16 protein-coding genes and 2 pseudogenes are annotated in these 17790 nt (G+C 65.4%); 8 read left to right on the top strand and 10 right to left on the bottom strand.

The features are described 5' to 3' along the window. The 3 genes and pseudogenes from VMJ11_RS14375 to VMJ11_RS14385 all read right to left on the bottom strand — a co-directional run. Window positions 1-681 (bottom strand): annotated as a pseudogene (locus VMJ11_RS14375) (DUF2235 domain-containing protein); the annotation flags it as partial. Next, window positions 585-1193 (bottom strand): DUF2235 domain-containing protein, encoded by a 609-nt coding sequence (locus VMJ11_RS14380; RefSeq protein ID WP_325620063.1) that lies wholly within the window; start codon window positions 1191-1193, stop codon window positions 585-587. The gene VMJ11_RS14380 and the pseudogene VMJ11_RS14375, both read right to left, overlap by 97 nt. 93 nt (window positions 1194-1286) lie before the next feature. Continuing rightward, window positions 1287-1697 (bottom strand): phospholipase effector Tle1 domain-containing protein, encoded by a 411-nt coding sequence (locus tag VMJ11_RS14385; protein ID WP_325620092.1) that lies wholly within the window; start codon window positions 1695-1697, stop codon window positions 1287-1289. A gap of 212 nt (window positions 1698-1909) precedes the next feature. Between VMJ11_RS14385 and VMJ11_RS34480 the strand changes: the two are divergent. Further along, window positions 1910-2110, top strand: a pseudogene (locus tag VMJ11_RS34480) (DUF3304 domain-containing protein); the annotation flags it as partial. A gap of 216 nt (window positions 2111-2326) precedes the next feature. Here VMJ11_RS34480 and VMJ11_RS14390 read toward each other — a convergent pair. The 7 genes from VMJ11_RS14390 to VMJ11_RS14420 are packed head-to-tail and all read right to left on the bottom strand — an operon-like array spanning window position 2327 to window position 9028. Next, window positions 2327-3661, bottom strand: a complete 1335-nt coding sequence (locus tag VMJ11_RS14390; protein WP_325620064.1) for a 3-hydroxyacyl-CoA dehydrogenase — start codon at window positions 3659-3661, stop codon at window positions 2327-2329. A gap of 45 nt (window positions 3662-3706) precedes the next feature. Next, window positions 3707-4510 (bottom strand): crotonase/enoyl-CoA hydratase family protein, encoded by an 804-nt coding sequence (locus VMJ11_RS14395; protein ID WP_325620065.1) that lies wholly within the window; start codon window positions 4508-4510, stop codon window positions 3707-3709. Between the two features lie 31 nt (window positions 4511-4541). Then, entirely contained in the window at window positions 4542-5540 is a 999-nt protein-coding gene (locus VMJ11_RS14400; RefSeq protein WP_325620066.1) for a PDR/VanB family oxidoreductase, read from the bottom strand. A 22-nt stretch (window positions 5541-5562) separates the two neighbouring features. Further along, window positions 5563-6801: a Rieske 2Fe-2S domain-containing protein gene (locus VMJ11_RS14405; protein ID WP_325620067.1), complete on the bottom strand. Its 1239-nt coding sequence runs from the start codon at window positions 6799-6801 to the stop codon at window positions 5563-5565. Between the two features lie 2 nt (window positions 6802-6803). Further along, complete coding sequence (locus VMJ11_RS14410) at window positions 6804-7808, bottom strand: amidohydrolase family protein (protein ID WP_325620068.1); 1005 nt, start codon at window positions 7806-7808, stop codon at window positions 6804-6806. A 54-nt stretch (window positions 7809-7862) separates the two neighbouring features. Beyond that, a complete protein-coding gene (locus VMJ11_RS14415) occupies window positions 7863-8240 on the bottom strand; it encodes a RidA family protein (RefSeq protein ID WP_325620069.1) in 378 nt (125 codons plus the stop codon). Window positions 8241-8260: 20 nt separating this feature from the next. Beyond that, a complete protein-coding gene (locus VMJ11_RS14420) occupies window positions 8261-9028 on the bottom strand; it encodes a GntR family transcriptional regulator (protein ID WP_325620070.1) in 768 nt (255 codons plus the stop codon). A 310-nt stretch (window positions 9029-9338) separates the two neighbouring features. Between VMJ11_RS14420 and VMJ11_RS14425 the strand changes: the two genes are divergently transcribed. From VMJ11_RS14425 to VMJ11_RS14455, 7 genes are read left to right on the top strand one after another with little or no spacing between them, the layout of a single operon-like run. Beyond that, complete coding sequence (locus VMJ11_RS14425; RefSeq protein ID WP_325620071.1) at window positions 9339-11489, top strand: acetate--CoA ligase family protein; 2151 nt, start codon at window positions 9339-9341, stop codon at window positions 11487-11489. Window positions 11490-11505: 16 nt separating this feature from the next. Further along, window positions 11506-12687 (top strand): acyl-CoA dehydrogenase family protein, encoded by a 1182-nt coding sequence (locus tag VMJ11_RS14430; RefSeq protein ID WP_325620072.1) that lies wholly within the window; start codon window positions 11506-11508, stop codon window positions 12685-12687. 18 nt (window positions 12688-12705) lie between these two features. Then, complete coding sequence (locus tag VMJ11_RS14435; protein ID WP_325620073.1) at window positions 12706-13851, top strand: acyl-CoA dehydrogenase family protein; 1146 nt, start codon at window positions 12706-12708, stop codon at window positions 13849-13851. Beyond that, on the top strand, window positions 13848-15011 hold the full coding sequence (locus tag VMJ11_RS14440) for a thiolase domain-containing protein (protein WP_325620074.1): 1164 nt from the start codon (window positions 13848-13850) through the stop codon (window positions 15009-15011). Before VMJ11_RS14435 ends, VMJ11_RS14440 begins: the two co-directional genes overlap by 4 nt. 2 nt (window positions 15012-15013) lie before the next feature. Further along, window positions 15014-15460, top strand: coding sequence for a Zn-ribbon domain-containing OB-fold protein (locus tag VMJ11_RS14445; protein ID WP_325620075.1), 447 nt, complete (start codon window positions 15014-15016; stop codon window positions 15458-15460). Window positions 15461-15472: 12 nt separating this feature from the next. Beyond that, a complete protein-coding gene (locus VMJ11_RS14450) occupies window positions 15473-16702 on the top strand; it encodes a CaiB/BaiF CoA-transferase family protein (protein ID WP_325620076.1) in 1230 nt (409 codons plus the stop codon). A gap of 55 nt (window positions 16703-16757) precedes the next feature. Further along, entirely contained in the window at window positions 16758-17756 is a 999-nt protein-coding gene (locus VMJ11_RS14455; protein ID WP_325620077.1) for a protocatechuate 3,4-dioxygenase, read from the top strand. Window positions 17757-17790: the final 34 nt, after the last annotated feature.

The following is a 17790-nucleotide window of genomic DNA, read 5'->3' on the forward strand; positions in this document are numbered from 1 at the left end:
CGTCTTCTGGTCGTGCGTGACGGACAGCGTCACCTGCGGTGTTGCCGGGTACGCATTGGGCGATGGATTGACCGGCATGGTCTGTCTGACCTTCCAGATTTCACGCTCTTCGGGGAACAGATGCGCAAGCAGGAGTCGCATCTCTTCAGCCCCTTGAAGCAAGTCTGTCTGGTCGTTCGTGCCGATATCGTAAGGCCCTTCACCGGGCCGCGCACTTCTGGGCGGTTTTGCATCGGGATAGGCGATGAGTCCGCACAGGACCTCACCTCGCTCGCGGATCGCGTCTCGTAGTCCGGTAATCCGGTTGTCGAGCGATTTCACTTCGGCCATGTTGGCGGGGTAACTGTTACTGCCCATTGCCGCCGATTTCGCGATCATGGCGCTGTCCAGTTGGCGGTTCAGCGCCTGGTATTGCGGGTCCGACTTTTTCACGTCTTTTACACGCCTGGTGACTTTGCGCGGGGTCAGGCTGTCCTCGGTAGCCCACTGGAATCGCTGGTCCGTCACATAGGTGCACGTACCGACCCGCGCTCGCAGCCTGCGCCAGGCCAGCATCTGTCCCATGCCGAACTGCAGCGCGTCGCTCACCGTATCAATGGGCTCAGTGGTAAGCAGCCAGGCGTTGAACGCTTCGACCATTGCCGGGGCAATTGCGAAGTCCTCGTTGAACAGATCGGCCATTTTCTGTCTGTATCCAGCGTCTTTTGTGTATGCATCGGAACGCCGCACCTAAGCGCAGCGATGAACATATCGTGCAGCGGGATCTGGCTGAGCTTGAACGAATCGTCGCCCATGCCCTTTTCGTTACATGCCTTCCCTTGCTCACCGGGCGCATAGCCACCGCCCACGTCCGAATGCACGCCCGGATAGGCAATTTCCTGCCGGATGTGCGGACCGTAGCTTGTGCCCTTCGCAATCGAGTCGAGCGGGAAGCTCATGCGCTGCTCATGGATGGAAATGGCGTGATAGCCAAAGCGCACCGAATCGGGAATGTCGAGCCCGCCGTCTGCACAGAAGCCTGAATGGCCGTCGAACATGTTGAGATCGACAGCGGAACGGGTCGAGTCGGGTAGTCCGACAGACGCCACCGTATCGAACAGGCCCATGAAATTGACCTGATACGGGATCGCATACTTGCCGGACATCTCGCTGAGGTTGCCGCCAGGAGCCCAATGGTTGACGAGGCGGTTCACAAACGCGGGTGCTGCCGCCGCACCCCGTGAGAAGCCAATGACATTGATCCAGACCTGGCGGACAGTGCTCGGATAGCGGCCCTCGTCAAAGGCCTATTGGTGCGCAACGCTCAGCCGGTGAACAGCGGCCTTCATTGCCGTTGTATCGTTGCGCGCGCCGTTGTCGCGAAATTTCTTCAGATCCGTATTGTGAACAATAGAGCGGTCGGGGTCTTTCGTTATTGCAAAGTAGACAGAATTCAGTAGCTGCGCATAGCGCCAGACGCAACGCTGATTGAATCCCTTTGCCAGCGCCTTGCCGTCCTGCGTATCGATCGTCTCACCGATTTCCGGGAATGGAGTGCCAACCCCTGGAGCGTAGGACCAGAAAATTCCTTTGTTCCGTTCCAGGATGGCCATGTTGCGGAGCCGGGCAACATTGGTATGAGTCTTTTTGAGCGAATCCCGCCAGGTGGTGTTACCTGGATCGTCATTGTTGTTCGTTCCGTCGAAGAACAGGGTGATATTGAGTGTCTGCGGTCAGGAATTTTTTGGGTCGATGACGCGACACATGCCGGTCTGTCTCCGGAAAGGGAAATATGAAGAAAAGAATGGGCTACGCGTGCATCACCGCTATCGCGACGGCCGCACTCGCCGCCGCCGGGTGCACCACTATTCAGGGCCGGTCAACCGTGCCGATCAACGTTTCCCGTCATGTTGAACTCCAGAGCGGCGATATGAGTTCGCTGAACTACTCGCCCGATCTCATCGTCATGTTTGGAATTGAAGGTCCAGCACACGCAGGCGTCTCGGGTGGAGGTGGTCCGGTTGGCGAATTTAGACGTGATGGTCGCCCTGGAGAAACTGGCGTGACGTGCTGCACCACTTTGCCTTCAGACTGGCAGCCCGACCTGAAATTGACCGTCCGCTGGCTCCCATACATGGACGACGGGAACAGGGTGTCAGTAAGCGAAAGTCAGCTGGCGGTGCCACTGGTGCGGGCGGCCTATCGCCGGACATCCGCATTGGTGTTGCGTTCCGCTTACACGACCGGCGCCGAAATCCACCGGACTCCGGCCAATGCCAACCTCGAACCATGGAGATTCGAGATCGGCCCCGCAACCCGCCGTGCGCGTGCGCACGGCGAGCATCGGTCAGAGATCGGCGAAGCAGCCGTTTTCGGCCGCGAGCTTTTCGAGCAGCGGCGCCGGCTTCCACCAATAGCCGTATTCGTCGTGAAGCCGCTTGATGTCGCGGCAGACGTTCGCAAGGCCGATCTGGTCCGCGTAGTACATCGGGCCGCCGCGATGTGCGGGAAAGCCGTAGCCGGTCACGTACACCACGTCGATATCGCTCGCGCGCAGGGCGATGCCCTGTTCGAGCAGCTTTGCCCCTTCGTTGATCATGCCGTACACGCAGCGCTTGACGATTTCCTCGGCGGAAATGGGGCGGCGCGTAATGCCAAGGCGTCCTGATTCTTCGACGACGAAGCGTTCGAGCTCCTCATCGCGCTGCGGTTCGCGGCTGCCCGGCTCGTAGCGGTACCAGCCCTTGCCGCTTTTCTGGCCAAGCCGCCCCATCTCGACGAGCTTCATGATGAGATCGTTCCAGCGGCGGTCGGTGGGGCGCGTCGCCATCTGCGCCTTGCGCGTCTGGTAGCCCACGTCGTTGCCGGCCATGTCGTGCACCGCGAAAATGCCCATCGCGTAGCCGAACTCCTTGAGCGCCGCGTCCACTTCATGCGGCAGCGCGCCGTCTTCCACGAGAAAGTGCGCCTCGCGGTTGTAATTGCGAAAGAGCGCGTTGCCGATAAACCCCGGATAGATGCGCGCGAGCACCGAAACCTTGCCCATGCGGCGCCCAAGCTCCATGAGTGTGGCGATCACGTCGTCGGCGGTCTGCGCCGCGCGCACGACTTCGAGCAGCCGCATGACGTGCGCGGGGCTGAAGAAGTGCGCGCCCGCCACATCGGCGGGACGCTTCGTCACGGCGGCGATCTCGTCGATGTCGAGGCCCGAGGTGTTCGTGGCAAGCACGGCGCCCGGCTTCGCGAGCGCATCGAGTTCGCGGAAGATGCCCTGCTTGAGCGCGAGGTCTTCGAACACGGCCTCGATCACGATGTCGGCGTCCTTCACGTCGGCGATCGCGAGCGAGCCCGTGATACGCGCGAGGCGCTCGTCGCGCACCGCGGCTTCGAGCTTGCCGCGCTTCACGCTGCTCTCGTAGTTGTCGCGGATGCGGGCGAGGCCCTGCGCGAGGCCTGCCGCCTTCGCGTCGATGAGCGTGACGGGGATGCCCGCGGCGGCGAGCGCCATCGCGATGCCACCGCCCATCGTGCCCGCGCCGATCACCGCCGCTCGCGCGATGGGACGCGGCGTGGCGTTATCGACGGGGATCTGCGCGGCGGCTTTCTCCGCGGCCTTCACATGCGCGAGCGCCGCTTCGCGCGCGGCCGCTTCCTGCGGATTCAGTTCGTTTGCTGTATTCATGGTTCGTACGCCTTATGCGGGCGTTATGCAGACCTTATGTGGACCTCAGGCCGTTGCCTTTTGCGAGTCGGGACGCTCGAGCGGCTTCGCCTTGCCGTCCACGAATTCCTGCAGACGTTTCGCGGTTTCGGGCGAGCGCGCCATGTTCGAGCTCATGTACTCGAGGAAGAGGCCGTCCTCGTGCGAGAGATCATTCACGCGCGGCAGCAGGTTGGTGATGCGCCAGTTGGTGTCCGGCGCGTTCTGCGCGATCTTTGCGGCGAGCTCCTTTGCCTTGGCGAGCGCTTCGCCCGGCGGTGTGAGATACGTGATGACGTGCTCGCGCAATCCCTCTTCGGCCGAAAGCAGGCGCCCCGTGAGCATCAGGTCCGCCATCACGCTGTAGCCGATCACGCGCTGAATGCGCACCGTGCCGCCGCCGCCCACGAAAATGCCGCGCTGGCCTTCGGGCAGGCCGAAGAACGCTGTCGTATCGCCAACGCGCACGTGCGCAGCCGTGGCGAGTTCGAGGCCGCCGCCCACCACGGCCCCGTGCAACGCCGCGACGAACGGGATGGGCCCGCGCGCGATGATGTCGAACACTTCGTGCCACGAGTGGCGGCGGCGCTTGCGCGGCGGCGTGCTCTGGCCGGTGGCGCGGGCTAGCGCCTCGCGCAGGTCGAGGCCCGCGCTGAAGTTGCCGCCGTGGCCGAACAGCAGGCCAACGTCGGCTTCTTCGCCGGCGCGCACCACGGCGTCGCGCAGTTGCGAGATCACGTCTTCGTTGATGGCGTTGCGCTTGTCGGGACGGTTCAGGCCGATCAGGGCGACCGGGCCGTCGAGTTCGTAAGTAACGAGGGTTTCGCTCATTCTGAATTCCACTTGAATGCCATTGAGGGTGTTAGAGGTCGAGCACGAGGTGCCCGCTCTTGCAGCGCGATACGCAGACCTGCATGACCTTGCCGCTCGCCTTGTCCGCATCCGAAAGGTACGTGTCGCGATGCTGGACCTCGCCGCCGCACACGTGCGTCGTGCACAGGCCGCAGTAGCCGGCGCGGCAGTCGTACATCACATCGACGCCGTTTTCGATGAGCGTGTCGAGCAGCGACTTGTCGGCGGCCACGGTGAGGCGCTTGCCCGAAGACTTCAGCTCCACTTCGAACGTCGTGTCGCCTTCCTGTGGAGCGGCTTCGGTAAACAATTCGTAGTGCAGATCGCATTCGTGCCAGCCGCGCTTGCGCGCGGCGGCAAGCACCGTTTCGATCATGCCCGCGGGGCCGCACACGTAGATCGGTTGGTTCACCTGTGCGCCGTCGAGCAGCGCGTCGATCGAGAGGCGCGTGGCCGGATCGTCGTCGGCGTGCAGTGCGAGTTTCTCCCCCGCGAGCATGCGTAGTTCTTCGACGAACGGCAGCGCGTCGCGCGTGCGGCCGCTGTAATGCAGTTCGAAGTCGCGTTGCTGCGCGGCGAGCGCGCTGGCCATCGAGACGATCGGCGTGATGCCGATGCCGCCCGCAATGAGCAGCACGCGCGGCGGCGCGGCGAGCGGGAAGTGGTTGACGGGCGCGCGCACGGTGAGCGTGGCGCCCACTTCGAGCGCGTGCATGTGGCGCGAGCCGCCACGGCCTTCTTCTTCGCGGCGCACGCCCAGACGGTACGCACGCACGCCGGCGCGCGGATCGACAGCCGGGTCGAGATGGATCAGCGAATACGAGCGCCACTGCGGCACGCCGCCCGTCGCGCACGGGATCTCGACCTGGAGGTGCGCGCCCGGCTCGAAGCCGGGTAACAGCGCGCCGTCGGCCGCTTCGAGCGTGAACGACTTGATGAGCGAAGTCGGCGTGTCGATCGAGGCCACGCGCAGTGTGAGAACCGAGGGTGCAAACATCGGGGCGAGCATCGAAGTCATTCCAGGGACAGGGTTAAGCGGTTTCGGTCAGCACGCGCCAGTCGGTGCCCGTTGGCAGCACGCCGCCAATCGAGATCGCGCGCGAATAGTCGAGCTCGGGGTTGTCGGCGAGCGTGGGCGTCTTGCCGGCCATGAACTCGCGCGCCGACTTGAGCAAGAGCGCGCGCACGCGCAGCACGGCGCCGTCGGCCGAGCAAAGCTGCTCGGTGGTGCGGTCCGCAATCGGGCCCTGGCCGAGGAACATCGCGAAGTCTTCGGTGCCCAGGTGCTGATGAAAACCCGTGGCGTGGCCGCGCTTCATGAGGTCGCGGTTCTGGCCGAAGCCGTTCTCGCGCGTGCCCGGTGGCAGCGGCGGGAAGTTCCAGACATCGGGCGTGGCCGACATCACGGTCATGCCGAGCTTGCGCGTGGGGTTGAAATGCACGAACCAGGCGCGATGCGTGACGTCGTCCACGGGCGTCGAGAAGAACACCGTGCTCGGTCCGCTCGAATCCGGCGCGCAGATGATGCCGTACCACGGCATCACGAAGTTGTTCACGCGTGCGTAGATCTTGTCGTCGGGAAGGTCGCGCAGCGCGGCGTAGCGATAGCCGTAAGGGCGCTCCTCGAATTCGAGCCGTGGCGCGAGCGCCTTGGTCATATGCAGGCGCTCGTTGCCGCCGCCGGCCGTGATCTGCGTGGTCGATTCATGCAGCACGCCCACGTGCGACGAATCCATCGATGCCTCCACGCCCTGCACCCAGTTCGTCGGCACCTCGACGCACGTGACCGAACGCTGGTCCGCCGGAAGTTGCGTGAACGGCAGGTCGGGAAAGCGCGGGGGCGTGTCTGCCTTGCCGAGCCAGACCCAGACGATGCCGCCGCGCTCCTCCACGCAGTACTGGCTCGTCTTCACGCGCTTGCAGAACTGCGCCTGGTCGCCCACCTGGTTAGGCGCCTCGATCACCGCGCCTTCTGCATTCACCTTCCAGCCGTGAAAGATGCAGCGCAGGCCGTTATGCTCGTTGCGCGCCATCATCATCGAGGTCTTGCGGTGCGGGCACAGTTCGTCGATCACGCCGGCCTTGCCGTCAGTCGTGCGAAACGCCACGTAGTTCGAGCCGAGCAGGCGCACGAGCACGGGCGAGCCGTCCGCCTCGAGCTTCGCCGAGGGCACGGCAGGCATCCAGTAATGCTGGCGGATCATTTCGCCCATCGGCGCACCATTCTCGACGCGCGTGAGCAGTTCGTTTTCTTCAGCGGTCATCCCCATGATCAGGCCTCCTCATAATGGCGGAAGGCGCGCGTATAGACACGCTGGCAGTTGCACTCGAAAACATTGCGGCGTTGCGCTTCCGTGAGCCACTCGATGCTCTCGATCACCGGCTTCATGTCGTCATAGTCGCGGCCCGAGACGGGGTCGCGTGCGCTGCCGGTGCCGGGCTTCTCGGTGCCGAACAGCACGTTGTCGGTGCCGGCCACCTTGAGCAGCAGTTCGATCGACTCCTTCGAGTAGTTGCAGGTGTCGAAATAGAGCTTGCGCAACTGCTCGTCGAAAGTCTGCGGGTGGTTGCGGCGCACGGCCCACGAGCGAAACCGCCCCATCTGGTAGGGAATCGCGCCGCCGCCGTGGCCCACCACGATCTTCAGGTTCGGGAACTTCTGGAACACGTCCGATTCGAGCAGCGAGATGACCGCGATGTTCTCTTCGTTGATGAACTTCAGCGTGTACGACTCGCGCGGGCTGCAACTGCCGGCCGAATGGATCAGCGCGGGCACGTCGAGTGCCGTCATCGCCTCGTAGAGCGGATACCAGAACGGGTCGCCCAGGCCCGGCGGCGTCGGCCCTTCGGATTCGGTCGGGTCCGGGTTCAGCAGGCAGCCCACGAAGCCCAGCTCGTTCACGCAGCGCTCGAGTTCCGCCACCACGCGCACTGCCGGCGATTCGTTCATGAACTGCGGCAGGCCCGCCACGCCGCGGAAGCGGTCCGGGAACATCGCGACGAAGCGCGCGATCAAGTCGTTGCAGTGGCGGGACCAGAGTTCGGTCACGCGCGCGGGCTTGACCGAGTGCATCTGCAGGTAGGGGCGCGGCGAGATGAACTGCACGTCGGTGCCGACCGAGTCCATGCTGCGCACGAGCTCTTCGGCCATCTTGCGCACCGAGGCGTCGGGCACATTGGGTTGGGTCGACGGGTTGGCGCGTCCGCCAATCAGCTCCGCCATGTAACGGAAGCTCTCGGGCGGCATGACGACGTGGGCGTGGGAATCGATGATCACGTTGGAACCTTTTTCAATGAAGGAGTGCGCTGCGTTGGAGGAAGGGGCGGTCGCTCACTGCGCCACGGCGAGGGCTTCGAGTTGCAGGGCCATGCCGTGCTGCAGGTCGTGCACGACGATATGGCGTGCGGGCCGCTGCGCCGGATCGGGCCAGAGCGCGAGCCAGTGTTCGTTGAGGGGCTCGCGCACGCTGTCGTCTTTCACGTACACGGTGAGCTTCACGACGTCGGCGAGCGTCGCGCCGCCCGCGTCGAGAAAGCGCTTGAGGTTCTCGAACGCGAGGCGGGCCTGGTCGGCGGGCGCGGCGGCGAGCTTGCCGCTTGCCGGGTCTTTGCCGGCGATCGCCGACGAGCACAGCACGTTGGCCACGCGCGCGCCCACCGGGATCGGGGCGTTGTGCGCGAGGCCTGGGACGTCGATGGAGCGGGGCATGTTGTCTCCGTATGAATTGTTCAGGACGACTTCGTTTCCCGGTCAGGGCCCGGTCCGAAATCGAAAAAGTGGCGCGGCACGGCGGCGAGAAATTCGGAAAAGCCGGTCGTGCCCGCGGGAACGTGGCGCCGCATCGCATCGGCGGCCTTCGCTTCGTCGCCGGCCTGGATCGCGCGGGCGATCTCGAAGTGCTCCTGCAGCGAGCGGCTGATCTGGCTGCGGTTGCGCAGGTCGGCCACGCGGTAGCGCGCCGACTGGCGGCGCGCCGCGCGAATCTGGTCGGCCAGGCACTCGTTGCGGCTGCCTTCGTAGATCGTGTCGTGAAAGGCCGCGTTGGCGCGTGCGTACTCGCCCGCATCGCCCTCCACGGCGGCCTGCTGGCACGCCATCAACGCGCGGTCGAGCGCTTCGCGCAGCGTGTCGCTCGCGCGTCTGGCGCAAAAGCGCGCGCACAGCGCCTCCAGTTCCCCGATGTACTCGAGCATCGAACGCACCTTCGCAATCGACAGCCGAGCGACGGTGATGCCCTGACGCGGCGAGATCAGCACGAGCTCGCGCGCCGCGAGATGCTGGAGCGCCTCGCGCACCGGCGTGCGCGACACGTTGAAGCGAGCGGCGAGCGCACGTTCGTCGATGGGCGCGCCCGGTGCGAGCTGGCCCGTCTCAATCTCGGCCTGCAGCGTCGCGCGGATGTCGTTCGCGAGACTGGCCCGCATGCGCGGCGCCGCTTCCGGCAGGTCGGGCACAGGGCCCTCGCGTTCGGCGTAGAGGTCGACTACAGGTTTCATGGAAGGCACGAGTGCTGGTGTTCGATGGCTTAAATATACCAGTGCGTCTCTGTGGTATTCAATGAGAGGTTTTTCTTATGCGGCGGATCTGGCCCGTGGATGCAAGCCGGGATTGTCAGGAATCTTATGAAAATCAATAAGATAGGGGTGTGGCGGAGGCTCGCCGAAAGCCGACTAGGGGAAAACGCTAACCATGAAAATCGACCTCTGGTGTATTGAGAATGCTCATCTGGTATGCCAGAATGGCTCTCAATCGAACTGATCCTGGTATGCCAGCTCCGGGATCCCAATCAAGAAGAGGCATGACCTGATGAGTAAGTCACTCTCCGAAGCCGCCGGCGTGTTGCCCGTCGAACGCGTGCTCAAGCCGCGATCGATCGCGGTGGTGGGCGCTTCCGCCGACCCGCGCTCGTTCGGCAATTTCGTGTTGCAGAATCTCGAGCGGTTCGGCTATGCGGGCGAGATCCACCTCGTCTCGCGCAGCAGCCAGGAAATCAATGGCCGCCCCTGTGTCAACAGCGTCGAGGCGCTGCCAGAAGGCATCGACCTCGCGGTGCTCTGCATTCCGGAGGCGGGCGTACTCGACGCCGTGCGCACGCTCGGTGCGCACCACACGGGCGCAGCGGTCATCTTCGCCTCGGGCTATGCCGAAGCGGGCGAGGAAGGCCGAGCGAAGCAGCAGGCGCTGGCCGATGCCGCGAACGCCGCGGGCATGGCGCTCATCGGCCCGAACTGCATGGGCTTCACGAACTTCGAGGCCGGCGTGCCGGTCACGTTCGAGGCGCTCGCGCCGTATCCGTGCGCGGGCCGCAAGGGCGTTGGCGTGGTCGCGCAAAGCGGCGCGATGGCCGCCAACCTGCGCGACGCATTCATGGGCCGTGGCCAACCGATCACGGCGGCGGTTTCCACGGGCAACGAAGCCGTGCTCGGCATCGAGGACTATCTCGCGTGGTTCATCGCCGACTCGCAGACGAGCGCGATTGCCGTCTATGCCGAGCAGGTGCGCCGCCCGCAGACCTTCCTGGCACTGGCGCGCGAAGCGCGCGCGGCGGGCAAGCCGATCGTGATGCTGATGCCGGGCAAGAGCGCGCGGGCGCGCGAAGCGGCGCAGTCGCATACGGGCGCGCTGGCGGGCGACCATGCCACGGCGAGTGTGCTGCTTGCCCGCGAAGGCGTGGTGGTGGTCGACTCGCTCGACGAACTGTTCGACACCACGACGATCCTCGCGCGCTTCCCGGTGCCGCCCGCGGCGGGCACGGCGGTGATGACGGCATCGGGCGCGGTGAAGAACATAACGCTCGACTTCGCGGACGACATCGGCCTTACCCTGCCGCCGCTCACCGCGCCGACGCTGCAGAAGCTGACCGGACTGCTGCCCGACTTCGCCGTTGCCGACAACCCGCTTGACTACACGACGATAGGCGTGCGCAACCCGGGCCTGATCGGCGAACTCATCGACACCGTGCTCGCCGACCCGAACATCGGCAGCCTCGTGCTCTCGATCATGGGCGGGCCGCCGATCGCACAGCGCGACAAGGCCGACCACCTGGTGCCGGCGCTCGCGCGCGCCACCAAGCCGGCCGTGCTCGCGGTGATGGGCGACAACAACGCGCTGGAGCCGTTCTTCGCGGAGGCGATCGCCGCGAGCGGCGTGCCGTTCTTCCGCTCGCCGGACCGCGCGCTGCGCGCCTGCGCCCGCGTGGCGGCCTACGGCGAATCGTTGCAGCGCGCGGCGCGTGCGCAAAGCGCGCCGCCGGCAGCAATTGCGCTGCCGGGCCCGGTGCCCGCCAACGGCATTTACGCCGAATATCGGGGCAAGCAGTGGCTGGCCGCCGCGGGGCTGCCGGTGCCGCCGGGGCGTCTTGCGAAGACGCTCGACGAAGCGATCAGGATTGCAGATGAAATTGGCTACCCGGTCGTGCTCAAGGCTCAGGCGAGCGAGCTGCCCCACAAGAGCGACGTGGGCGGCGTGGTGGTCGGCCTGGCCGATGCGAACGCGCTGCGCGCAGGCTGGGACAAGCTGCACGCGAGCGTGGCTTCGCATCGCCCGGAACTGCAGCTCGACGGTGCGCTCGTCGAGGCGATGGGGCCGCGCGGTCTCGAACTCGTGGTGGGCGCGAAGCGCGATGCGGAGTGGGGCTCCGTCATGCTGGTTGGCCTTGGCGGCATCTGGATCGAAGCGCTGAAGGACGTGCGCCTGATTCCCGCCGACATGGCCGAAGCCGACATCGTGACCGAGCTGCGCCGCCTGAAGGCTGCCGCGTTGCTCGATGGCGTGCGCGGTGCAGCGGGCGTGGACGTGGCGGCCATCGCCAGGGCCGTGGCCGCGATCGGCGCACAAATGCGCGCGAACCCGCAGATCACCGAGATCGACGTGAACCCGCTCGTGGCATACCCCGAGCGCGTGCTCGCGCTCGATGCGCTCGTGGTATGCGGCGCCCGCGCTGGCGATCATCAATAATCAGGATAACAGATCAATGAGACTGGAATTCTCCGCAGAGGACGAGGCGTTTCGCGCCGAGGTGCGCGAGTTCGTCAGGAAGAACCTGTCGCCGGCACTCAAGCGCAAGGCCGAACTCGGCCTGCGCCTCGAACGTAGCGACTATGTCGAGTGGTACACGCATCTTTACGAGCGCGGCTGGATCACGCCGTCCTGGCCGAAGGAGGCCGGCGGCCCGGGCTGGACGCCGCTGCAGCGCTACATCTTCGACGAGGAAACGCTCGTTGGCGGCGCGCCGCGCATCATCGCGAGCGGCATCAACATGCTCGGCCCCGTGCTCAACGCGTTCGGCACGCCCGAACAGAAGGAACGCTACCTGCCGGCCATTCGCCGCAGCGAAACGTGGTGGGCGCAGGGGTTCTCTGAACCCGGCGCGGGCTCGGACCTGGCGAGCGTGCGGACCACGGCCGTGCTCGACGGCGATCATTTTGTCGTCAACGGCCACAAGGTCTGGACGTCTTATGCGCACTGGTGCGAGATGATGTTCGCGCTCGTGCGCACCGACCCGAGCGCGAAGCCACAGGAAGGCATTTCGTTCCTGCTCATCGACATGAAGTCGCCGGGTGTGGAGCTGCGACCGATCCGCATGCTCGAAGGCGGCACCGATCTCAACGAGGTCTACCTCGACAACGTGCGCGTGCCAGCGGCGAACCTCGTAGGAGAGCTGCACAAGGGCTGGTCGTACGGCAAGTATCTGCTCGGTCACGAACGCACGGGCATTGCGGGCATCGGCTCGTGCAAGCAGCAGCTTGCGCGCGTCAAGCAGCTCGGCAAGCGGCAGGGGCTCGCGGGCGACCCGCTCTTCGAGGCGCGCGTGAGCCGCTTCGAGATCGAGCTGATGGCGCTCGAATTCACGGGCCTGCGCATGTTGAGCGCGAACCAGCAGAGCCGCGTGCCGGCCGTCGAGGCTTCGATGCTCAAGGTGTGCGGCACCGAACTGCGCCAGGCCATCTATGCACTGCTCGCGGAAGTCGCCGGGCCCGACGCCATCGCGTTCGACGAGGCGGCGCTGCTGGACCAGGCGGGCTGCGAGCCGCCGAGCCCCGAAGACGTGATTGCCGTCGCGGCCAATTACTTCGACGCGCGCAAGCTATCGATCTACGGCGGCACCAACGAGGTCCAGCGCAACCTGATCAGCCGCGCGTTCTTCAATGCCTGAAGCGGGACACGATAAATCATGGACTTTTCTCTGACTGAAGATCACGTCGCGCTGCAGGATGCGGTACGACGCTTCTGCGACGGCGAATATCCCGCGCACCAGCGCGGCGACGCCGAAGACGCGGCGCTTGCCGCGCACCGCCGCCAGGGTCTTGCCGAACTCGGCATTACCGGCCTCACCATCGACCCCGAGCAGGGCGGCAGCGGCTACGGCGCGGTCGAGACGATGCTCGTCGCGCAGCAACTGGGCCGCGCGCTGGGTGGCGCCGGATGGCTGGCGAGCGGCATGCCTGCCGCTGCGCTGATCGGCGCGGCAGGCAGCGCGCAGCAGCGCACGCAATGGCTCGAAGCGGCTGCGACAGGCGAGAAGGTGCTCGCACTGGCGGTCGGCGAAGCCGATGTGCGTTACGACCTCACGCGCCTCGCGGTGCGGGCGAAGGAAACCGGCGACGGCTGGTGCATCGACGGCACCAAAACGCTCGTGTTCGACGCGGCCATCGCCGACGCGTTCGTCGTGGCGGTGCGCACCTCGGGCGAGCGCGGCGACGCGCACGGCCTCTCGCTCTTTCTCGTCGATTCGAAGGCGCACGGCGTCACGCTGCGAAACTTCGCGACGATCGATGCACGCGAAGCAGCCCACGTGAGCTTCACGAACGTCGCTGTGAGCCACGCCGACCTGATCGGCGTGGCCGGAGAGGCCTACACCCTCATCGAAGCGGCACTCGACCGCGCCAACGCGGCGCTGTGCGCGGAATCGGTGGGAGCGCTGGAGGCGCTGCTCGAACTGACGGCCGAGCATCTGAAGACGCGCACGCAGTTCGGCGCGCCGCTCGCGAAGTTTCAGGCGCTGCAACATCGCGTCGCCGACATGCTGATCGCGCTCGAACAAGGCAAGTCGATGGCGTGCGCCGCGGCGATGGCCGTCGACGAAAACGACCCGGTGCGCCGGGGCCGCCTGGTTTCGTCTGTGAAGGCCTTCATCGGCGATGCCTGCAAGAGCGCCGGCGAATGGGCCATCCAGTTGCACGGTGCGATGGGGATGACCGAAGAGTGCCGCGCGGGTCACTACGCGAAGCGCATGTTCGCCATCAACATGACCTATGGCGACGCCACCTGGCATCTGAATCGCTTTACTACGCAGCGACTTGCTCAGGAGGCCATATGAGCCTGAATGGACAAGCCTATATCGTCGGGGCGTATGAGCACCCCACGCGCAAGGCCGACGACCTTTCCGTGGCACGCCTGCACGCCGACGTCGCAAAAGGCGCGCTGGAAGACGCCGGCCTCACGAAGGACGACATCGACGGCTACTTTTGCGCGGGCGATGCGCCGGGCCTCGGCACCACGACGATGGCCGAATACCTGGGCCTGAAGCTGCGCCACGTCGATTCGACCGAATGTGGCGGGTCCGCGCCGATCCTCCACGTCGCGCACGCGGCCGAGGCCATAGCAGCGGGCCGCTGCAACGTCGCGCTGATCACGCTCGCGGGCCGCCCGCGAGCGGCGGGCGCGGCGCTCGCACTCAAGGCGCCGGACGCCGATGCGCCTGAGGTGCAGTTCGAGTTGCCGTTCGGCCCGGCCACGCAGAACCTGTACGGCATGGTCGCGAAGCGCCACATGTACGAGTACGGCACCACGAGCGAGCAGCTCGCGTGGATCAAGGTCGCGGCTTCGCAGCACGCCCAGCACAACCCGCACGCGATGCTGCGCAACGTCGTGACCGTGGAAGAGGTCGTGAATTCGCCGATGGTCGCCGACCCGCTACATCGTTTGGACTGCTGTGTAATGAGTGACGGTGGCGGCGCGCTGATCGTCGCGCGTCCCGAGATTGCGCGGCAGCTCAAGCGGCCGCTCGTGAAGGTGCGTGGCACGGGCGAAGCGCCGAAGCACGCCGCGGGCGGCAAGATCGACCTTACGTGGTCGGCGGCGAAGTGGTCGGGAGCGGCGGCTTTGGCGGAAGCCGGCGTGACGCCGGCCGATATCAAGTATGCGTCGCTCTACGACAGCTTCACGATCACGGTGCTCATGCAACTTGAAGATCTCGGCTTCTGCAAGAAGGGCGAGGGCGGCCGGTTCGTGCAGGACGGTGGCCTGATTTCGGGCGTGGGCAAGCTGCCTTTCAACACCGATGGCGGCGGCCTGTGCAACAACCATCCCGCCAACCGGGGCGGTGTGACGAAGGTGATCGAGGCGGTGCGCCAGTTGCGCGGCGAAGCGCACCCGGCCGTGCAGGTACCGAACTGCGATCTCGCGCTCGCCAGCGGCATAGGCGGCGCACTGGCTTCACGTCATACGGCCGCAACGCTCATTTTAGAACGGGCTTAACGATGAGTACCACTAATCAGATTTCAGTATCCGGAAGAGCGGCAAACCAGGCCGTGAAACCCGTCGGTCCGCGCCGCGTTCCTGCGCCGCGCGCTCTTCCCGAGGCACTGCCGTTCTGGGAGGCCGCGAAGGAGGGGCGCCTGGTCGTGAAGCGCTGCGCGGACTGCGGCGAGACGCACTATTACCCGCGCGACATCTGCCCACACTGCCTGAGCGCACACACTGAATGGATCGAGTCGAAGGGCGTAGGCACGATCTACTCGTACAGCGCGATGGGCAAGGAGGAGGCACGCTACACGCTGGCTTACGTGACGCTCGACGAAGGCGTGACGATGCTCACCAATCTCGTCGACTGCGATCCGGCCACGCTCGCCATCGGCCGGCGCGTGCAGGTCGTGTTCAAGCCGAGCGACGGCGGCTATCCCGTTCCGATGTTCACTCCGGCCTGAGGGAGAATGCCGATGACCGCCGCAATCAACGACAACCCGGCTACGCCTGCGGCCCGCAAGGGCGCGCTGTCACGCTTCACGATCATCGACGCCTCGCGCGTGCGCGCGGGCCCAACCGCCATGCGCCTGTTCGCCGACATGGGCGCGCGCGTGATCAAGCTCGAAATTCCGCCTGGCGCGCCCGGCGGCGACGACATGATAGGCGGGCGCGACCACAATCGCGCCGACTATGAAAACCTGCATCGCAACAAGGAAAGCCTCACGCTGAACATGAAGGATCCCGCGGGTCGCGAGATTCTTCATGAGCTGGTGCGCCACGCCGACGTTTTCATCGAGAACTTTCGCCCCGACGTGAAGTATCGCCTCGGCATTGGTCCGGACGAGCTGCGCGCCATCAATCCGCGTCTCGTCTATGCGAGCATCTCGGGCTTCGGCCAGGACGGTCCCTATGCGAAGTGGCCGGGCTTCGATTCGATCGCGCAGGGCATGGGCGGCCTCATGAGCGTGACCGGCAACCCGGACGAAGGCCCGATGCGCGTGGGCATTCCGATCGCGGACCTCTGTGCGGGCCACTTCTGCGCCATGGCCATCCTCACTGCGCTGCTCGAACGCGAAGCGTCGGGAGAAGGCCAGTGGGTGCAGACCTCGCTGCTCGAAGCGCAGCTCGCGATGCTCGACTTCCAGGCCGCGCAATGGCTCGTGGACAAGAAGGTGCCGCAGCAGGTGGGCAACGAACATCCGCTCACGGTCCCGACTGGCGTGTTCGAGACGAAGGATGGGTATCTGAATCTCGCGGCGATCGGCCAGACGATGTGGACGCGCCTGTGCGAGGCGCTCGGCCTTGGGCATCTCGCTTGCGCGCCGGGCTTCGACTCCGACCCCGCTCGCGTGGCGAACCGCGACGCTGTGAATCGTGCCGTGAGCGAGGTCTTCAGAACGCGCACGACGAAGGAATGGACGGCAGTCCTGATCAAGGCCGGCGTGCCTTGCGGACCGATTCACCGCATCGACGAGGTGTTCGAAGATCCGCAGGTCAAGCATCTCGGCATGGCCTGGCCGGTCGAACTGCCGGGCAAGGGCGAGGTCGCCTTCGTCGGCCAGCCATTCCGCCTCTCGCGCTACCCGCGCGAGGCCTCGCCCCGGCTCGCGCCTGAACAAGGAGAGCATACGCAGGCCATTCTGCGCGAACTCGGCTACGCGGACGAACAGATCGAGCAATGGCGCGCTGCATTCGTGGTGTGAGCGCGCGCAGGCTAAACAACAACGCGAGCAACAACGTACAGGAAAAGGAGACGAAATGGCACGCCTCGTAGCCGCATTCGGCTCGTCGCATAGCATCATGCTGGTGTCGCAGCGCGAAGACTGGCAGCACGGCTTTCGCGCGGTCGACCCGAAGAACCCGCATTACTTCGACAAGGCAGGCAATCATGTCACGTACGGCGAGCTGCTCGAGCTAGCAAGCGCCGAAGCCGAGACAATGGTCACGCCAGAACGCATGGGCGAGCGTTACGACCAGGCCGAAGCGGCGATGGACGAATTGCGCGAGCGTATCCGCGCCGCGAAGCTAGATGTACTGATCGTCGTCGGCGACGATCAGACTGAGTTGTTTCGTACTACGAACAACCCGGCATTCGCGATCTATTACGGTGAGACGATCCGCAATGCGAAGCGCGAAACGGGCCCGAACGATAGCTGGTACGCACGTGCGCGCACCATGCGCCAGGAGCCCGAAGCCGACGTGCACTATCCCGTGAAGGCGGCGATGGCGCGCTGGATGATACGAGAGCTTTGCGAGCGCGACTTCGACATGGCAGCAATGGACGGCCTCGAACGCGGCCAGTACGAGGGCCACGCGTTCTCGTTCATTCACCGCCGCTACCTGCAAGGCCTCGATTTGCCGATTATCCCGGTGATCGTCAATACCTTCGATCCGCCCAACCAGCCCACGCCGCGCCGCTGCATCCAGCTCGGCGCCGCGCTGCGCGAGCTGATCGAGGCCTACCCCGAAGACCTGCGCGTGGGCGTGCTCGCCTCTGGCGGCCTCTCGCACTTCGTGGTGGACGAGGAACTCGACAACGGCATCATCGAAGCGATCCGCCGCAAGGACAGCGCGTGGCTTGCTGCGCTCGACCCGAAGCAGTTGCAGGCGGGCAGCTCGGAAATCCGCAACTGGATCATCGCAGTGGAGGCGGTCAAGTCGCTCGACCTCGAATGGGTCTCGTACACGCCGGGTTACCGCAGCCCCGCGCTGACCGGCACGGGCCTGTGCTTCGCCGCGTGGAAGACACTGGACTGACCCGCTTCGCTAGCAAAGACATTGAAGGAATACA

This window comes from Paraburkholderia sp., assembly GCF_035501035.1.
Taxonomy (GTDB): domain Bacteria; phylum Pseudomonadota; class Gammaproteobacteria; order Burkholderiales; family Burkholderiaceae; genus Paraburkholderia.

Coding starts and splice junctions, on each gene's coding strand:
- VMJ11_RS14390 (WP_325620064.1), bottom strand. CDS start 3,661: ATGAATACAGCAAACGAACTGAATCCGCAGGAAGCGGCCGCGCGCGAA.
- VMJ11_RS14395 (WP_325620065.1), bottom strand. CDS start 4,510: ATGAGCGAAACCCTCGTTACTTACGAACTCGACGGCCCGGTCGCCCTG.
- VMJ11_RS14400 (WP_325620066.1), bottom strand. CDS start 5,540: ATGCTCGCCCCGATGTTTGCACCCTCGGTTCTCACACTGCGCGTGGCC.
- VMJ11_RS14405 (WP_325620067.1), bottom strand. CDS start 6,801: ATGGGGATGACCGCTGAAGAAAACGAACTGCTCACGCGCGTCGAGAAT.
- VMJ11_RS14415 (WP_325620069.1), bottom strand. CDS start 8,240: ATGCCCCGCTCCATCGACGTCCCAGGCCTCGCGCACAACGCCCCGATC.
- VMJ11_RS14420 (WP_325620070.1), bottom strand. CDS start 9,028: ATGAAACCTGTAGTCGACCTCTACGCCGAACGCGAGGGCCCTGTGCCC.
- VMJ11_RS14425 (WP_325620071.1), top strand. CDS start 9,339: ATGAGTAAGTCACTCTCCGAAGCCGCCGGCGTGTTGCCCGTCGAACGC.
- VMJ11_RS14430 (WP_325620072.1), top strand. CDS start 11,506: ATGAGACTGGAATTCTCCGCAGAGGACGAGGCGTTTCGCGCCGAGGTG.
- VMJ11_RS14435 (WP_325620073.1), top strand. CDS start 12,706: ATGGACTTTTCTCTGACTGAAGATCACGTCGCGCTGCAGGATGCGGTA.
- VMJ11_RS14440 (WP_325620074.1), top strand. CDS start 13,848: ATGAGCCTGAATGGACAAGCCTATATCGTCGGGGCGTATGAGCACCCC.
- VMJ11_RS14445 (WP_325620075.1), top strand. CDS start 15,014: ATGAGTACCACTAATCAGATTTCAGTATCCGGAAGAGCGGCAAACCAG.
- VMJ11_RS14450 (WP_325620076.1), top strand. CDS start 15,473: ATGACCGCCGCAATCAACGACAACCCGGCTACGCCTGCGGCCCGCAAG.
- VMJ11_RS14455 (WP_325620077.1), top strand. CDS start 16,758: ATGGCACGCCTCGTAGCCGCATTCGGCTCGTCGCATAGCATCATGCTG.